Source organism: Nonomuraea sp. NPDC004186 (assembly GCF_053603495.1).
The window spans coordinates 35,296-50,065 of record NZ_JBSGFQ010000072.1; the positions used below are offsets into that span (position 1 = coordinate 35,296).

The window sequence follows — 14,770 nt, forward strand, 5'->3', positions numbered from 1 at the left end:
GGGTTTGCGATGACGAGCGACGACGACCAGGTGACCAGCCCTGAGGAGATGCTGCGCCTCATCGAGGAGCAGCGGGCCGCCACCAGGAGGTGGCTGCACGGCGACCCGCTCCTGCTCTACGCCCCCTGGGGCGTCGCCTGGCTGCTCGGGTTCACCGCGTTCTTCCTCCACTACGGCCTCGACGGCCGCCCGTACGCGCCGATCTCCCAGATGCAGGCGCTGGCGGTGCTGATGGGCGCGCAGATCGTGGCCGGGGCGGTGGCCGCGTTCGGGATCGTGCGGATGAGCAAGGGCGTCCGCGGCGACCACACGGCCAGGGGCACGATGTACGGCTACGCGTGGTTCGCCGGGATGATGCTCGTGGTCGTCATCGCCACCAGGGTGAGCGACCTCCTGCCACCCGCCGAGAGCGGCCTCGTCTGGGGAGGCGCGTCGCTCATGGTCGTCGCGGTCATGCACATGGCCGGGGGCGCGATCTGGCTCAACTGGCCGATGTTCTTCATCGGGGCGTGGGTGGCGGGCGTCGACGCCGTGGGCGTGCTCCTCGGCGCCGGCTGGCACGCGCTGCTGACGGCGGTGCTGCTGGGAGGCGGCTTCATCGTCGCGGGCCTGTGGCTCAGGCGCTGCCGGTGAGCACGGACAACGCACCGCCGGAGCTCGACCCGGTGATCCACGCGCAGGCCAGGCTCCGGGTGGTCGCCGCGCTCAACGTGCTCGGCGAGGGGAACGAGATGGCCTTCCCCTCGCTGAAGGACCTGCTCGGCATGACGGCGGGAAACCTGTCGGTGCACCTCACCAAGCTGGAGGACGCCGGATACGTCCAGATCGTCAAGACGCACAAGGGGCGCACCCCCGTCACGTTCGTGGCACTCACCAAGCGCGGACGGCTTGCCTTCGAGGACTACACCAAGGCGATCCGCGCCTTGCTCGACAATGCTGGAGGAATCTCATGACCATGCTCGCCAGGGCGATCGAGGTCACCCGTCGCTACGGCGACGTGCTCGCGCTCGACGGCGTCTCGCTCGACATCCGGGCGGGCGAGCTCGTCGGGCTGCTCGGCCCGAACGGCGCGGGCAAGTCCACCCTGATCAACCTGTTCGTGGGGCTGCGCCGCCCCACGTCCGGCACGGTCGAGCTGCTCGGCGGCTCCCCGCAGGACCCGGTCATGCGGCGCGGGATCGGCGTGACCCCGCAGGAGACCGGGCTGCCCGAGTCGTTACGCGTCGGCGAGATCGTCGACTTCGTCTCCTCACATTTCCCCAAAAAGGCGGATAAAGGGGAGCTGCTGGCCCGCTTCGGCCTCGCCGACCTGGCCAAACGGCAGGTCGGCGGCCTGTCCGGCGGCCAGAAGCGGCGGCTGGCCGTGGCGCTGGCCTTCGCGGGCGACCCGCGGCTGGTCTTCCTGGACGAGCCCACGACCGGCCTGGACGTCGAGGCCAGGCGCTCGCTGTGGGAGGGCGTCAGATCCTTCCACGAGGGCGGCGGCACGGTCCTGCTGACCAGCCACTACCTGGAGGAGATCGAGGCCCTGGCCGAGCGGGTCGTGGTGGTGGGCCACGGCCGCGTGCTGGCCGACGACACGGTGCGGGCCGTGCGCGACATGGTGGGCGTGCGGCGCGTCTCGCTCGTCGCCGAGAACCTGCCCGAGCTGCCCGGCGTGATCGGCACCGAGCACGAGGACGGCCGGACCCACCTGGTGACCACCGACCCCGACCGGCTGGTCGTCGAGCTGGTGCGCAGCGGCACCCCGTTCTCCGGCCTCGAGATCAGGCCGACCACCCTGGAAGAGGCCTTCCTCACCATCACCTCGAAGGAGACGGCCCATGCCTAGCCTGGTCCTCGCGCACACCCGCTACCTCATGCTGGAGCAGCTGCGGGTGCCCATCAGCCTCCTGGCCAGCGCGTTCTTCCCGGCCGTGTCGATGCTGGCCTTCGTGGTGCCGTTCGCGGGGCAGGATCCGCAGCAGGCCACGATGGCGACGGCGTCGCTGATGTTCTTCGGGGCCATGTCGGGGGCGTTGATCGGGCTCAGCATCACCGTCGCCCAGGACCGCGAGCAGCCCTGGAACCCGTACCTGCGCACGCTCCCGGCGGGCCCGTTCCCCCGCTTCGCCGGGCGGATCCTGACGACGGTGGCCGTCATGCTGATCTCGGTGATCCCCGTGCTGCTGGTGGCGGCGTTCCTCACGGAGGCCACCATCACGCCGGTGAAGCTGCTGCTCGGGCTGGCCGTGCTGGTCGTCAGCGGGATCCCGTTCATGCTGCTGGCCCTGTTCATCGGCTTCCGGCTGAGCTCGAAGGCGGCGATCGCCGTGTCGCAGATCCTGTTCTTCCCGCTGGCGGTGCTGGGCGGGCTGCTGCTGCCGCCCCAGGTCCTGCCCGGCTTCATCGAGGCCGTCTCCCCGTACGTGCCGACCCGGGGTGCGGCGGAGCTGCTCTGGGCGGTGACCGCGGACCGCGCCCCGAACGTGGTCGCCGTCGTCATGCTGGCCGTCTGGACGGTCGTCCTCGCCCTCGCCGCGGGCTGGGCCTACCGCCGCGACGAGGGCAGACGCTTCTCCTGAAAGGGGGGTGTGCCGCCGAGTCCGCAGCGATCTCAACGGCACACCCGTCCGGGAGGGGGTCCTTGTTACTTCTTCTCTTCGAGGGTCACGGTGACGTCGGCCGTCTTGCCGTCCCTCATGTATGTGATCTTGACCTGTTGGCCGGGTTTAAAACCTCTGACCTGCCCAACTACAGTATCTCCCCCGTCAACCGCCTTGTCACCGATCTTGGTGATCAGATCTCCCTGCCGCAGTCCCGCCTTGGCCGCCGGGCTCCCGTCGGTGACCTGCCTGACGAGTGCTCCCGGCACGTCGCCGGTCGCGTCGGTGACGCTCACGCCGAGGAACGCGTGGCTGACCTTGCCGCTGCCGATGAGCTGCTCGGAGACCTGCTTGGCGGTGTTGACCGGGATGGCGAAGCCGACGCCGCCGCCCGCGGCGTCCGAGGCGATCGCGGTGTTGATGCCGATCAGCTCGCCCGCGGCGTTCACCAGCGCGCCGCCGGAGTTGCCGGGGTTGATCGAGGCGTCGGTCTGGATGGCGCCGGCGATCGTGGTGGTCCCGCTCCCCTGGTCCTGCTGCTGGCCCCAGCCCCAGCCGGGCGGGATCTGCTGCCGCTGCTCGCCGCCGACGGTGAGCGTGCGGTCGAGCGCGCTGACGATGCCCGCGGTGACGGATCCGTCGAGGCCGAGCGGGCTTCCGATGGCCAGTACGGGGTCGCCGACCTTGACGATGTCGCTGTCGCCGAGCGTGGCCTTGCTCAGCCCCGACACGCCTTCCGCCCTGATGACGGCCAGGTCGGTGGCCGGGTCGGTGCCGACGACGCTGGCCTTGGCGGTCTTGCCGTCGTTGAACTTGACGGTCATCTGCCCGCCACCCTCGCCGGCGCCCACGACCACGTGGTTGTTGGTGAGGATGAGCCCGTCCTCCGACAGCACGACGCCGGAGCCCTCACCGGTCTGACCCTGGATCATCACGACGGTCGGCTGCACCTTGGCGGCCACCTGCGCGATGGTGAGCTGGTTGGAGGCCGACTTGAAGACGGGACTCGGCGTTGCGCTGCTGGCCAGCTGCGTCGGCTGGAACGCGTTGGCGACGACGGCCCCCACGACGCCGCCGCCGATGGCCGTGGCCGCCAGGGCGAGCCCGGCGACGGTCTTGCGACCCGCGGCGAAGCCGAGCTTCTTCGGTGGCGAGGAAGGCGGGGCCGGCTGGTCCATGATCTGCGTGTCCCGCCGGGGAAAGCCCCCGGCGGCCGGCGGGTTGCTGCCGAACTGGCTCCACCCGCCGGTCCCCTGCTCGTGAGGCTCGTTCGCGTTCATCTGTCATCTCCCTCGAGTACCGATGACTCCAGGGTGCCAAGAGACGCGTAAGCGCACGTTAAGCCGCTGATCAGAGCTTTATGAGAAGTCTGAACGGGCGCCTTATCCGCCAAGGTGGAACCACCGGCGACGGTCCGGAGAAAATGCGGAAAATTTACCCGGAAGCCGGCCAGTACTCGTCCCTGAGCAGGCGCTTGTAGAGCTTGCCCGTCGGGTGGCGGGGCAACTGCTCGCGGAAGTCCACCGACTTCGGGCACTTGTAGTGGGCCAGGCGCTCGCGGCAGTACGCGATCAGCTCCGCCTCCAGCCCCGGGCCGGCCTCGGCCATGGAGACCGGCTCGACCACGGCCTTGACCTGCTCGCCCATCTCCTCGTCCGGCACCCCGAACACCGCCACGTCGGCCACCTTCGGATGCACCGACAGGACGTTCTCGGCCTCCTGCGGGTAGATGTTCACGCCGCCGGAGATGATCATGTACGAGCGGCGGTCGGTGAGGTAGAGGAAGCCGTCGGCGTCCAGGCGGCCGATGTCGCCGAGCGTGGTCCAGCCCCTGCCTTGAGGGTCTTCCGCGGAGCGGGTCTTGCCCGGGTCGTCGTGGTACTCGAACCGGCCGCCCTTCTCGAAGTAGATCGTGCCGTGCTCGCCCGGGGGCAGGTCGTTGCCGTCCTCGTCGCAGATGTGCACGATGCCGAGCAGGGAACGGCCGACCGTGCCCTTGTGCAGGAGCCAGTCCTGGGAGTTGACGTAGAGGAAGCCGTTGCCCTCGGTGCCCGCGTAGTACTCGTGGATGATCGGGCCCCACCAGTCGATCATCTGCTCCTTGACGGGGACGGGGCAGGGGGCGGCGGCGTGGATCGCGTACGCGAGCGAGGACATATCGTACTTTGTCCGGGTTTCCTCGGGCAGTTTGAGCATCTTGATGAACATCGTGGGCACGAGCTGCGCGTGCGTCACCCCGTACCGCTCCACCAGCGCCAGGAACTGCTCGGGGTCGAAGCGCTCCATCACCACCACCGTGGCCCCGAGCCGCTGGAACGTCAGGCTGTAGCGCAGCGGGGCGGCGTGGTAGAGCGGGGCCGGCGAGAGGTAGACGCTGCCCGCCGACGGCGCGAACAGCGCCTGGACGAGCTGGAGCAGCATGCCGGGCTCGGTGAGCGGGCCGTGCGCCGAGGGGATCTTGACGCCCTTCGGCCGTCCCGTGGTGCCCGAGGAGTAGAGCATGTCCACGCCCATGCACTCGTCGTCGATCGGGGTGGCCGGCTGCTTGGCGACCGCCTCCTCGTACGACGCGAAGCCCTCGGCCGTGCCGTCCAGCATGAGCCGCAGCTCGACCCCGGGCGTGGCGTCGGTGACCGAGGTGGCGACGGCGGCCAGGTCGGCGCTGGAGATGAACGCCCGGGCGCCGCAGTTGCCGATGATGTAGGCCAGCTCGTCGGTCTGCAGGCGGGAGCTGATCGGCGTGTAGTACAGCCCCGAGCGCTGTGCCGCCCAGGCGACGGCCAGGAAGAGCGGGTGGTTGGCGAGCATGAACGCGATGTGATCACCGGGCCGCAGCCCGGCGGCGCGGAGCAGGTGGGCCAGCCGGTTCGACTCCTCGTCCAGCTCGCGGTAGGTGATGATCCGTCCGGAGCCCGCCATGATCACAGCGGGCTTGTCTGGGGTGACTGCTGCGATGGCTCCCGGATACATGACCGAACACTATTCGGTGCCCCGCGCCCACGCCAGGCCGCGCGCCCGCCCATCCCCTTTGCGTGTCGGCGGGACGGGCGACGCGGCTTCGCGCGGGTGGGGTCACTCGGCGGGGATGACGGAGCCCTCGTACTTCTGCTTGATGAAGTCCTTGACCTTCTGGTCCTGCAGCAGCTTCCCGAGCGTGACGATGTTGGCGTCCTTCTCGTGGCCGGCCTTGACGACGAGGCCGTTCACGTACGGGTTGCCCTCGGTCTTCTCCAGCACCAGCGCCTGCGAAGCCGGCTTGAGCCCCGCCTCGATGGCGTAGTTGCCGTTGATGACGGCGGCGTCCACGTCCTCGAGCGAGCGCGGGAGCTGAGCGGCCTCGAGCGGCTTGAACTGCAGCTTCTTCGGGTTGTCCACCACGTCGCGCTCGGTGGCGGCGGTGCCGACGCCGTCCTTGAGCTTGACCAGGCCGTTGTCGGCGAGCAGCTTGAGCGCGCGGCCCAGGTTGGTGGCGTCGTTCGGGACGGCCACGGTCGCGCCGGCGGCCAGCGCGGACACGGAGGTGATCTTCTTGGAGTAGAGGCCCAGCGGCTCCAGGTGCACCGGCGTGACGAAGGTCAGCTTGGTGCCCTTGGAGGCGTTGAAGTCGTCCAGGTACGGCTTGTGCTGGAAGAAGTTCGCGCTCAGCTGGCCCTCGTCGAGCTGCACGTTCGGCTGCACGTAGTCGGTGAACTCCACGACCTCGAGCTTGAGCCCGGCGGCCGGGGCCAGGTTCTGCTTGACGAAGTTGAGGATCTCCGCGTGCGGCACCGGGCTGGCGCCCACCTTCAGCACGGTGTCGGCCGACTCGGCGGCCGACTCAGTGGCCGTCGTCGCGGACTGCGACGTTCCGCATGCGGCGAGCGACAAGGCCAGCGCAACAGCACCCGCTATATAACGAAATTTCATGATTTTTCCTTATTTGTGAGATAGGCGCCGAGCGACCCAGTCGCCCAGGCTTTGCAGAAGTTGCACGATGATGAGAAGCAGGACGACCGTCACGATCATCAGCAGCGTCTCGAACCGCTGGTAGCCGTACCGGACCGCCAGGTCGCCCAGCCCGCCGCCGCCGAGCGTGCCGGCCATGGCGCTGTAGCCGATGAGCGCGACGACGGTCACGGTCAGGCCCGCGACCAGCCCGGGCAGCGCCTCGGGCAGCAGGACCTTGCGCACGATGGTGGCCCGGCTCGCGCCCATGGCCTGCGCGGCCTGCACCACGTCCGGGCCGACCTCCCTGAGCGCCGTCTCGACGAGGCGGGCGAAGAACGGCACCGCGCCGACCGTGAGCGGCACCACGAACGCGGCCGTCCCGATGGTCGTGCCGACGACGAGGCGGGTGAACGGGATGATCGCGATCATCAGCACGATGAACGGCAGGGACCGCCCGATGTTGACCACGAACCCGAGGGCCGACTTGAGCGCCGGCGCCGGCCGCAGCCCGTTCCGGTCGAACACCACCAGCGCCACGCCGAGCGGCAGCCCGAGCAGCGCCGTGAACAGCGTCGACCAGCCGACCATCTGCGCCGTCTCCAGCGTCGCCGGACCGAGCAGCGGCAGGATCTCGTCCCAGTTCATGCGCTTTCCTCCACGATCAGGCCCGCGTCACGCAGGTACGCCAGCGCGGCGGCGGTTTCGGCGCCGTCGAGCGCGACCCGCAGCCGGCCCACCGAGCCGCCGGCGAGGTCCTCGATCGAGCCGCCCAGGATGCTCAGGTCCACGGAGAACTTCCTGACCACCTCCGACACCACCGGCTGCCGCGGGTCGCCGGTGAACGTCAGCGTCACCGAGCCGGCCGGGGCGGGCTCGGGCAGCGGGAAGATCTCCCTGGTCAAGCGCGATCCGGGGGTGCGGATGAGGTCGGCGATGGCGCCCGACTCCTCGATGCGCCCGTTCGCCATGATGGCGACCGAGTCGCAGACGCTCTTGACGACGTTCATCTCGTGGGTGATGAGCAGGATCGTCAGGCCCAGCTCGGCGTTGAGCCGCTTGAGCAGGGCGAGGATCGACTGGGTGGTGGCCGGGTCGAGCGCCGAGGTGGCCTCGTCCGACAGCAGCACGGACGGGTTGCCCGCGAGCGCCCTGGCGATGCCGACCCGCTGCTTCTGGCCGCCGGAGAGCTGGTTCGGGCGGTCCTTGCCGCGGCCCGCGAGCCCGACGAGCTCCAGCAGCTCGGCCACGCGGCGGTCGCGCTCGGCCCCGGGCACGCCCATGATCTCCAGGGGGAAGGCGACGTTGCCCGCGACCGTGCGCGAGTTCAGCAGCGCGAAGTGCTGGTGGATCATGCCGATGCGCTGGCGGGCGCGGTTGAGCTCGGCGCTGCGCAGCGCGGTCAGGTCCTGCCCCGCGACGGTGACGGTGCCCGCGGTGGGGCGTTCGAGCAGGTTGACGCAGCGCAGGAGGGTGCTCTTGCCGGCGCCGCTCTGGCCGAGCACGCCGTAGATCTCGCCTTCGCGCACGTGCAGGTCGACGCCGTCCAGCGCCACGGTGTCCCCGTACTGCTTGCGCAGGCCTGAAGCCTGGATCACGGAATATCCCCACGACTGAGAGCGGCCCGTCGGCGGGCCGCGGAAACGTACATCACATGAAGGAAGAAGAGGGGCAGGCGTCAGCGGGTGCCGGGGTGGAAGGGCAGGTGGCTCAGCCTGCGCAGCACGAAACAAGGTGCGATCATGGTGACCTTCGAGGAGGAACGGGCGGATCTCTGCTTCAGCTCGGCATTCGCCCCATACGACAACACAAGCCGTCCCGGTGGGCGCTCGTGTCGTACGCGTATGCCTCGTTCACGCCCGATTCAACGGATCCCTTGACTCCCCTTATTCCCTACTTCTTTGGTGATCTGAGTCACGATGCGCCAGCCGTGGGCCGGGACCACGGCCGGGTCCCCCCGATCGTCCTGGAAGGCGGCCCGCGCGTCGCCGATGAGGAAGCGGTGCGGCTGGTCGCCGAGGTTCAGCAGCGTCACGACCTCCTCGCCGGGTCCCCCGCGGCTGCGGAGCGCGACGGTGGTGTTGGTGAGCTGTTCGGCGGTGGTCCTGGCTCGGTGCAGCCACGGGTGGCGCCTGCGGAAGCCGATGAGCCGCTGGTGGAGCCGGTAGACCTCGGTCCCGTACGGCGGCAGCCCGCCCGGCTCCGCGGGGAACGCCGGTCTGATCGCGTCGTCGCCGCCCGCCCGTTCCTCCTTCAGCCCCTGGAACGCCTGCTCGTCCCCGTAATAGACGCTGGGCAGGCCCGCGACGGTGAACAGCACGGCCAGCGCGTGGCCCAGGTGGCGGGGGTCGTCGAGCCGGGTGGCGAGCCTCGTGACGTCGTGGTTCCCGACGAACGTGAGCGGCACGAACGTGTCGAGCAGCTTGTCGTGGCGGTCGAGGGCCCAGGCGAGCTCGAAGAGGTTGCGGTCGTTGAGCGAGCTCCAGATGGCCTTCCACAGCTCGTACTGGGTGACCGAGTCGAGCCCCGACTCGCTGACGTAACCGGCGTAATCGCCGTGGATCACCTCGCCGCCGAACCACGCCTCGGGGTGCCGTTGGCGTACCTCCGGCAGGACCTTCCGCCAGAACCACGCCGGCACGGCGTACGCGGCGTCGAGCCGCCACCCCGAGGCGCCGCGGCGGAGCCAGTGGTCGAGCACGCCGGCCACGTACTGCTGCACGGCGGGTTGGGCGTGGTCGAGCGTGACGAGCCCGTGGTGGCCCTCGAAGACCTCGTAGCCGCCGGGGGCGCGCTTGAACCATCGTTCGCCGGCCGCGAAGGAGCGGCCCACGTGGTTGAACACGCCGTCGAGGACGACCCGCAGCCCGCGGTCGCGCGCCTGGGCGGCGAGGGAGTCGAAGTCCCGATCGTCGCCGAGGCGCGGGTCGATCCTGAGGTGGTCGACGGTGTCATAGCCGTGGGACTCGGCGGCGAAGATCGGGCCGAGCTGCAGGCCCGAACAGCCCAGCTCGACCGCGTAGTCCAGCCATGACTCGAGATGCCGCAGCCGGTGCCGCATGCCTTCGGCAGGCTCTGCGGTGGCGGGGGCTCCGGTGAAGCCGAGCGGGTAGACGTGCCACCAGATCGCATGTTCAGTCCACGACGGCACGAACGCTCCTTTCCCGGCGTACCACCCAGGGCAGATACCCGAGCCCCAGGGCCAGTACGCAGCCGATGGCCGTGTCCGCCAGCCGGTACCCGATCGTGGCGGGTGGCACACGTGCGCCGCTCTCCATGAGCAGCAGGACGAGCGGGGTCATGACGGTCGCGTACAGGGTGTAGTTGCGCTCCTTGAGCATCGGCCTGACCGCGGCCAGCGCGGCGACGAGCAGCACGAACAGCCACGACGGCGGCACCCACAACAACACAACGGATCCGGCGACGACTCCGGCGGCGGTGCCGGCGGCCCGCTCGACCGACCGCCTGGCCGCGCCGTCCAGGCGGCGCCGGACGACGATCACCACGGTGACGGCGATCCACGACGCGGCCGGCTGCGGCCACAGGAGCCCGACGGCCTCGGCGGCGGCGAGGCAGGTGGTCAGGCGGATGGCGTACTGCCACCCGGGTGCGCTCCCCAGCGTCCGCCACCAGCGCCGCAGCAGCGCTCTCGCCGGAGGAGAAGCCGGCCGGGGCTCCCCCGGCTCGGCGGGCCCCTTCCGGGCGTGGAGGCAGAGCGCGGTGACCAGCAGGCCCCAGGCCGCCCCTCCGGCGAACAGCGCGGCGGCGGCGACCGGCTCGACGCCCTTGGCCACGCCGGTGCTGATGACCATGAAGACGATGAAGCGAGTGCTGTGCTCGGCCATGGGGCGGCTGATGCCGCCGGCCACCGCGAGCAGGCCCGCGATCAGCACGACGGCGACGGCGGTGAGCCACCCGCGCCCCGCGACCACGACCCCGGCGAACCCGGCCACAGCCGTGCCCGCCACCGCGGCGGCGCCATGGACCAGACCCGGCCGGGCCTCGTTTCCGAAGAGGCCGCTCACGGCGAGGGCCCCGATGGCGGCCAGGGCGCCGGGCGCGGGCCACCCCGAGGCGACTCCCCACGCGACCGGCCCGCCGAGCCCCAGCCCGGCGGCGACCATGTGTCGCAGCTCCATCCGCACGCGGCACCTCCCGACGCGGGAGCCTACCCCAATTTCCTAAGCATTGCGTAGTAAGTGAGCGCGCTTTCGTGGCTTGATGCTGTCGTATTAGTAAGTGCTATCGTAATAATCATGGACGACGAGGAACTGCGGGTCACCGCCGTGGCACTCCGCCGGGCGACCATCGGCCTGGCGCGGCGGCTGCGCGACGAGCGCCCCGCGCACGGCCTCGGCCGCCTGGCGCTCTCCCTGCTCGGCCACCTGCACCGGCGCGGCGCGATGACGGCGGGAGAGCTTGCCGCCGCCGAGCACCTCCAGCCCCAGTCCGTCACCCGCGTGCTCGCCTCGCTGGAGGAGCAGGGCCTGATCCGCCGCTCGCGCGGCGAGACCGACCGCCGCAGGCACCACATCGTCCTCACGGAGGACGGCACGGCGGCGCTCACCCAGCAGGTCGGCACCACGGATCTGTGGCTGGCCGACGCCATGGCCGGCAAGCTCACCCCCGCCGAGTGCCGCATCCTGGCGGTGGCCGCCGACCTGCTCGAACAGCTCCGCTAGCGGTACGGGTCGCGCAGCGGGGTGACGCGCTCGGCGAAGTCGGCCTTGATCCGCTCCATGCGGGGCCCCGGCGCGTAGAAGCGGCCCTTGGTCTCGCCGTACGGCCGGAGCCAGCCCTTGGCGGCCAGGTCGCGCAGGTCACGCGCGGCCTGCCCCTGGCTGAGGCCCTCGTCGGACTGGTAGCGGCTCCTGCGCAGCCGCCTGTTCACGAAGACCTCGTAGAGCGCGGAGACGGTACGGCTGTTGAGCCCGTCGGCGTCGACCTGCTCCTCCAGGAGCATCCAGATCTCTCCGGCTTCGGCCAGACGCTGGCGGACCCGCTGGGCCTGCATGTGGTGCGCCTTCAAGCAGAACCGCACCCACGGCAGCGTGTCCCCGTGGGGGCCCCATCGCCGCCCTCCGGCCTCGCCCAGCACGTCGTAGTAGTCGAGGGTGACGCGCTGCTGGCCGAGCCACTCCTCGATGGAGCAGAACTCGGGCAGCAGGATCTGCTCCCGGCCGAGGACGAGCGTCTGCAGCGCCCGCGACATCCGGCCGTTGCCGTCACGCCACGGGTGGATCTTGACGAGGTTGAAGTGGGCCATGGCGGCCCGGACATGGCCGGGGACGTCGAGGTCGCCCTCGTTCAGCCAGGTGACCAGCTCGTTCATCGCGCCGGGGACCAGCTCGACGTCGGGGCCCTCGTAGACGACCTCCCCCGTGTCGGAGTCACGGATGAAGATGCCTCCCGGCCGGATGACGCCCGGCCCCTTGTTGCGATGGTGACCGATGACCATGAAGTTGAGCGCGTTGAGCATCCCGGCGTCGTAGCGGAACACCGGCGCCCGCGACAGCACCTGGATATACGTCAGGGCCTGCTGGTAACCCGCGATCTCCTGAGCCACCGACGTCGACGTCTCCAGCGGCTCCTCCCCCGCCATGATCGACTGGATGTCCTCGACGCTGGCCTGGTAGCCCTCGATCGAGTTGGAGCCCTGGATCGCCCGCGCCTGCAACTGCCTGCGCAGCTGCCCGTCCCACCGATGGGTCTCGGCGAGCCGGTATTTCAGATCGCGCCGCATCTCCTCGATCTCCTCGAGGACTGCTTTGTCCGCGGGCTCCAGCGCCGGGGTCTCGTACAACATGACCACATAACAGCATGGGCGAATCATCCAGTCAAACGACTGAATGATTCGCCCATTTATGCCCCGATTAGGCGGCTGCCGTGGCGGCCACCTGCGCCGGGGTCAGCGCGATGTCGAGAACCTCGCGCACGTCGCTCACCGCGTGGATGGTCAGCTCGTTGCGAACCTCCTCGGGCACGTCGTCCAGGTCCGGCTCGTTGCGGGCCGGGATGAGAACGGTCGTGATGCCCGCCCGGTGCGCGGCCAGGAGCTTCTGCTTGACGCCGCCGATCGGCAGGACCCGCCCGGTCAGGGAGATCTCGCCGGTCATGGCCACGTCGCTGCGTACGAGACGGCCCGACAGGAGGGAGGCCAGCGCGGTCGTCAGCGTCACACCGGCCGAGGGGCCGTCCTTGGGCACGGCGCCCGCCGGGAAGTGGACGTGGACCGAGCGGTCCTTCAGCGCGGTGACCGGCAGCTCCAGCTCCGCCCCGTGCGAGCGGAGGTAGGACAGCGCGATCCTGGCCGACTCCTTCATCACGTCGCCCAGCTGGCCGGTCAGCGTGAGGCCGGTCTCGCCGGTCTCCGGGTCGGCCATGGACGCCTCGACGTACAGGACGTCGCCGCCCGCTCCGGTGACCGCCAGGCCCGTGGCCACGCCCGGCACCGAGGTGCGCTGGGTGGACTCGGGCAGCGACGACTCCGGCACGAACCGCGGCCGCCCGAGGTAGCCCACGAGGTCGCCCTCGCCGACCGTGACGGGCAGCTCGTCCTTGGCCGCCACCTTGCGCAGGATCCTCGCGACCGAGCGCTCCAGCGACCGGACGCCCGCCTCGCGGGTGTACTCGGCGGCCAGCTTGCGCAGCGCGCCGTCCTCGACCTTGACCTCCTCGGCGCTCAGCCCGGCCAGCTCCAGCTGCCTGGGCAGCAGGTGGTCGCGGGCGATCGCGACCTTCTCGTCCTCGGTGTAGCCGTCGAGCGTGACGATCTCCATCCGGTCGAGCAGCGGCCCGGGGATGGCCTCGAGCACGTTGGCCGTGGCCAGGAACAGCACGTCGGACAGGTCCAGCTCGACCTCGAGGTAGTGGTCGCGGAACGTGTGGTTCTGGGCCGGGTCGAGCACCTCCAGCAGGGCCGCCGTCGGGTCGCCGCGGTAGTCGGAGCCGACCTTGTCGACCTCGTCGAGCAGGACGACCGGGTTCATCGAGCCGGCCTCGCGGATGGCGCGGACGATGCGGCCGGGCAGCGCGCCGACGTAGGTGCGCCGGTGGCCGCGGATCTCGGCCTCGTCGCGCACGCCGCCGAGCGCGACGCGTACGAACTTGCGGCCCATCGCGCGGGCCACGGACTCGCCCAGAGACGTCTTGCCGACTCCGGGAGGGCCGGCGAGGGCGAGCACGGCGCCGCTGCGGCGGCCGCCCACCACGCCGACGCCCTTGTCCTGGCGGCGCTTGCGCACGGCCAGGTGCTCGATGATGCGGTCCTTCACGTCGGACAGGCCCGTGTGGTCGGTGTCGAGCACGGCCCGCGCGCCGGTGATGTCGTAGTTGTCCTCGGTACGGTCGTTCCAGGGGATGTCGAGCACCGTGTCCAGCCAGGTGCGGATCCAGCCGGTCTCAGGGGACTGGTCGGAGGTCCGCTCCAGCTTGTCGACCTCCTTGAGCGCGGCCTCGCGCACCTTCTCCGGCAGGTCGGCGGCCTCGACGCGGGCCCGGTAGTCCTCTTCCTCGGTCTCGGTGTCGCCGTTGAGCTCCTTGAGCTCCTTGCGCACGGCGGCGAGCTGCTGGCGCAGCAGGAACTCACGCTGCTGCTTCTCCATGCCCTCCTGGACGTCCTTGCGGATCGTCTCGGCGACGTCGAGCTCGGCGAGGTGCTCGCGGGACCACTCGATCAGCCTGGCCAGCCGTTCGGCGGGGTCGGCGGCTTCGAGCAGCTCGACCTTCTGCGCCGTGGTCAGCCAGGGGGTGTAGCCGGAGCTGTCGGCCAGCACCGAGGGATCGTCGATCTGGTTGACCTGGTCGACCACCTGCCAGGCGCCGCGCTTCTGGAGGATCGTGGTGGCCAGCGCCTTGTACTCCTTGGCCAGCTCCTGAGCGCGCTCACCGGCGGCGACGGTGTCGATCGTGTCGGCCTCGACCCACAGCGCGGCACCCGGGCCCGTCGTGCCGGTGCCCACGCGGACGCGGTTGACGCCCCGAACCACGGCGGCGGGCTCGCCGCCGGGCAGCCTCCCGACCTGCTCCACAACGGCCTGCACGCCGATGGCGCCGTAACGGCCGTCGATCCGGGGAACGAGGAGGACCCGCGGCTTGTTGCCACCGGATGCACGAGCCGCGTCGATGGCAGCCCGCACCTCGGAGTCGGACAGGTCCAGCGGAACCACCATGCCCGGCAGGACGACCTCGTCGTCCAGTGGCAGGACCGGAAGGATCAGGCTCTCACTCATGCGAACTCCAAAGGGTTGAGTTATACCGAC

14 protein-coding genes are annotated in these 14,770 nt (G+C 70.4%); 5 read left to right on the plus strand and 9 right to left on the minus strand.

Going from position 1 to position 14,770, the window contains the following annotated elements; genetic code table 11:
- Window positions 1–9: 9 nt before the first annotated feature.
- The 4 genes from ACWEPL_RS42490 to ACWEPL_RS42505 are packed head-to-tail and all read left to right on the plus strand — an operon-like array spanning window position 10 to window position 2,564.
- Window positions 10–633 carry a hypothetical protein gene (locus ACWEPL_RS42490; RefSeq protein WP_363964203.1) on the plus strand — a complete coding sequence of 208 codons (624 nt, stop codon included), beginning with the start codon at window positions 10–12 and terminating at the stop codon, window positions 631–633.
- The gene (locus ACWEPL_RS42495) at window positions 630–953 is read left to right on the plus strand and encodes a winged helix-turn-helix domain-containing protein (RefSeq protein WP_350726774.1); all 324 of its coding nucleotides are present in this window, start codon (window positions 630–632) and stop codon (window positions 951–953) included. Before ACWEPL_RS42490 ends, ACWEPL_RS42495 begins: the two co-directional genes overlap by 4 nt.
- A complete protein-coding gene (locus ACWEPL_RS42500) occupies window positions 950–1,831 on the plus strand; it encodes an ABC transporter ATP-binding protein (RefSeq protein ID WP_452439517.1) in 882 nt (293 codons plus the stop codon). The genes ACWEPL_RS42495 and ACWEPL_RS42500 overlap by 4 nt, the downstream gene beginning before the upstream one ends.
- Complete coding sequence (locus ACWEPL_RS42505) at window positions 1,824–2,564, plus strand: ABC transporter permease (protein ID WP_363964200.1); 741 nt, start codon at window positions 1,824–1,826, stop codon at window positions 2,562–2,564. Before ACWEPL_RS42500 ends, ACWEPL_RS42505 begins: the two co-directional genes overlap by 8 nt.
- Before the next feature lie 65 nt (window positions 2,565–2,629).
- Here the strand turns inward: ACWEPL_RS42505 and ACWEPL_RS42510 are convergent, their stop codons facing one another.
- The 7 genes from ACWEPL_RS42510 to ACWEPL_RS42540 all read right to left on the minus strand — a co-directional run bounded on the left by ACWEPL_RS42510 (window position 2,630) and on the right by ACWEPL_RS42540 (window position 10,648).
- A complete protein-coding gene (locus ACWEPL_RS42510; protein ID WP_355192235.1) occupies window positions 2,630–3,865 on the minus strand; it encodes a S1C family serine protease in 1,236 nt (411 codons plus the stop codon).
- A 154-nt stretch (window positions 3,866–4,019) separates the two neighbouring features.
- Window positions 4,020–5,555, minus strand: a complete 1,536-nt coding sequence (locus ACWEPL_RS42515; RefSeq protein WP_452439518.1) for an AMP-binding protein — start codon at window positions 5,553–5,555, stop codon at window positions 4,020–4,022.
- A 102-nt stretch (window positions 5,556–5,657) separates the two neighbouring features.
- The gene (locus ACWEPL_RS42520) at window positions 5,658–6,491 is read right to left on the minus strand and encodes a MetQ/NlpA family ABC transporter substrate-binding protein (protein WP_363964195.1); all 834 of its coding nucleotides are present in this window, start codon (window positions 6,489–6,491) and stop codon (window positions 5,658–5,660) included.
- A 9-nt stretch (window positions 6,492–6,500) separates the two neighbouring features.
- Window positions 6,501–7,157, minus strand: a complete 657-nt coding sequence (locus ACWEPL_RS42525) for a methionine ABC transporter permease (RefSeq protein ID WP_363964193.1) — start codon at window positions 7,155–7,157, stop codon at window positions 6,501–6,503.
- A complete protein-coding gene (locus ACWEPL_RS42530) occupies window positions 7,154–8,107 on the minus strand; it encodes a methionine ABC transporter ATP-binding protein (RefSeq protein ID WP_363964191.1) in 954 nt (317 codons plus the stop codon). The genes ACWEPL_RS42525 and ACWEPL_RS42530 overlap by 4 nt, the downstream gene beginning before the upstream one ends.
- A 266-nt stretch (window positions 8,108–8,373) precedes the next feature.
- Entirely contained in the window at window positions 8,374–9,660 is a 1,287-nt protein-coding gene (locus tag ACWEPL_RS42535) for an alpha-amylase family glycosyl hydrolase (protein WP_452439519.1), read from the minus strand.
- On the minus strand, window positions 9,644–10,648 hold the full coding sequence (locus tag ACWEPL_RS42540; protein ID WP_452439520.1) for an FUSC family protein: 1,005 nt from the start codon (window positions 10,646–10,648) through the stop codon (window positions 9,644–9,646). Before ACWEPL_RS42540 ends, ACWEPL_RS42535 begins: the two co-directional genes overlap by 17 nt.
- 117 nt (window positions 10,649–10,765) lie before the next feature.
- On the opposite strand from ACWEPL_RS42540, the gene ACWEPL_RS42545 reads away from it, so the two are divergent.
- Window positions 10,766–11,191: a MarR family winged helix-turn-helix transcriptional regulator gene (locus ACWEPL_RS42545; protein ID WP_452439521.1), complete on the plus strand. Its 426-nt coding sequence runs from the start codon at window positions 10,766–10,768 to the stop codon at window positions 11,189–11,191.
- Here ACWEPL_RS42545 and ACWEPL_RS42550 read toward each other — a convergent pair.
- Both ACWEPL_RS42550 and lon read right to left on the minus strand, forming a co-directional pair.
- On the minus strand, window positions 11,188–12,315 hold the full coding sequence (locus ACWEPL_RS42550; RefSeq protein WP_452439522.1) for a Fic family protein: 1,128 nt from the start codon (window positions 12,313–12,315) through the stop codon (window positions 11,188–11,190). The two genes, ACWEPL_RS42545 and ACWEPL_RS42550, sit on opposite strands and share 4 nt — an antisense overlap.
- A 67-nt stretch (window positions 12,316–12,382) precedes the next feature.
- Window positions 12,383–14,740, minus strand: a complete 2,358-nt coding sequence (gene lon / locus ACWEPL_RS42555) for an endopeptidase La (RefSeq protein ID WP_452439523.1) — start codon at window positions 14,738–14,740, stop codon at window positions 12,383–12,385.
- Between the last annotated feature and the right edge of the window lie 30 nt (window positions 14,741–14,770).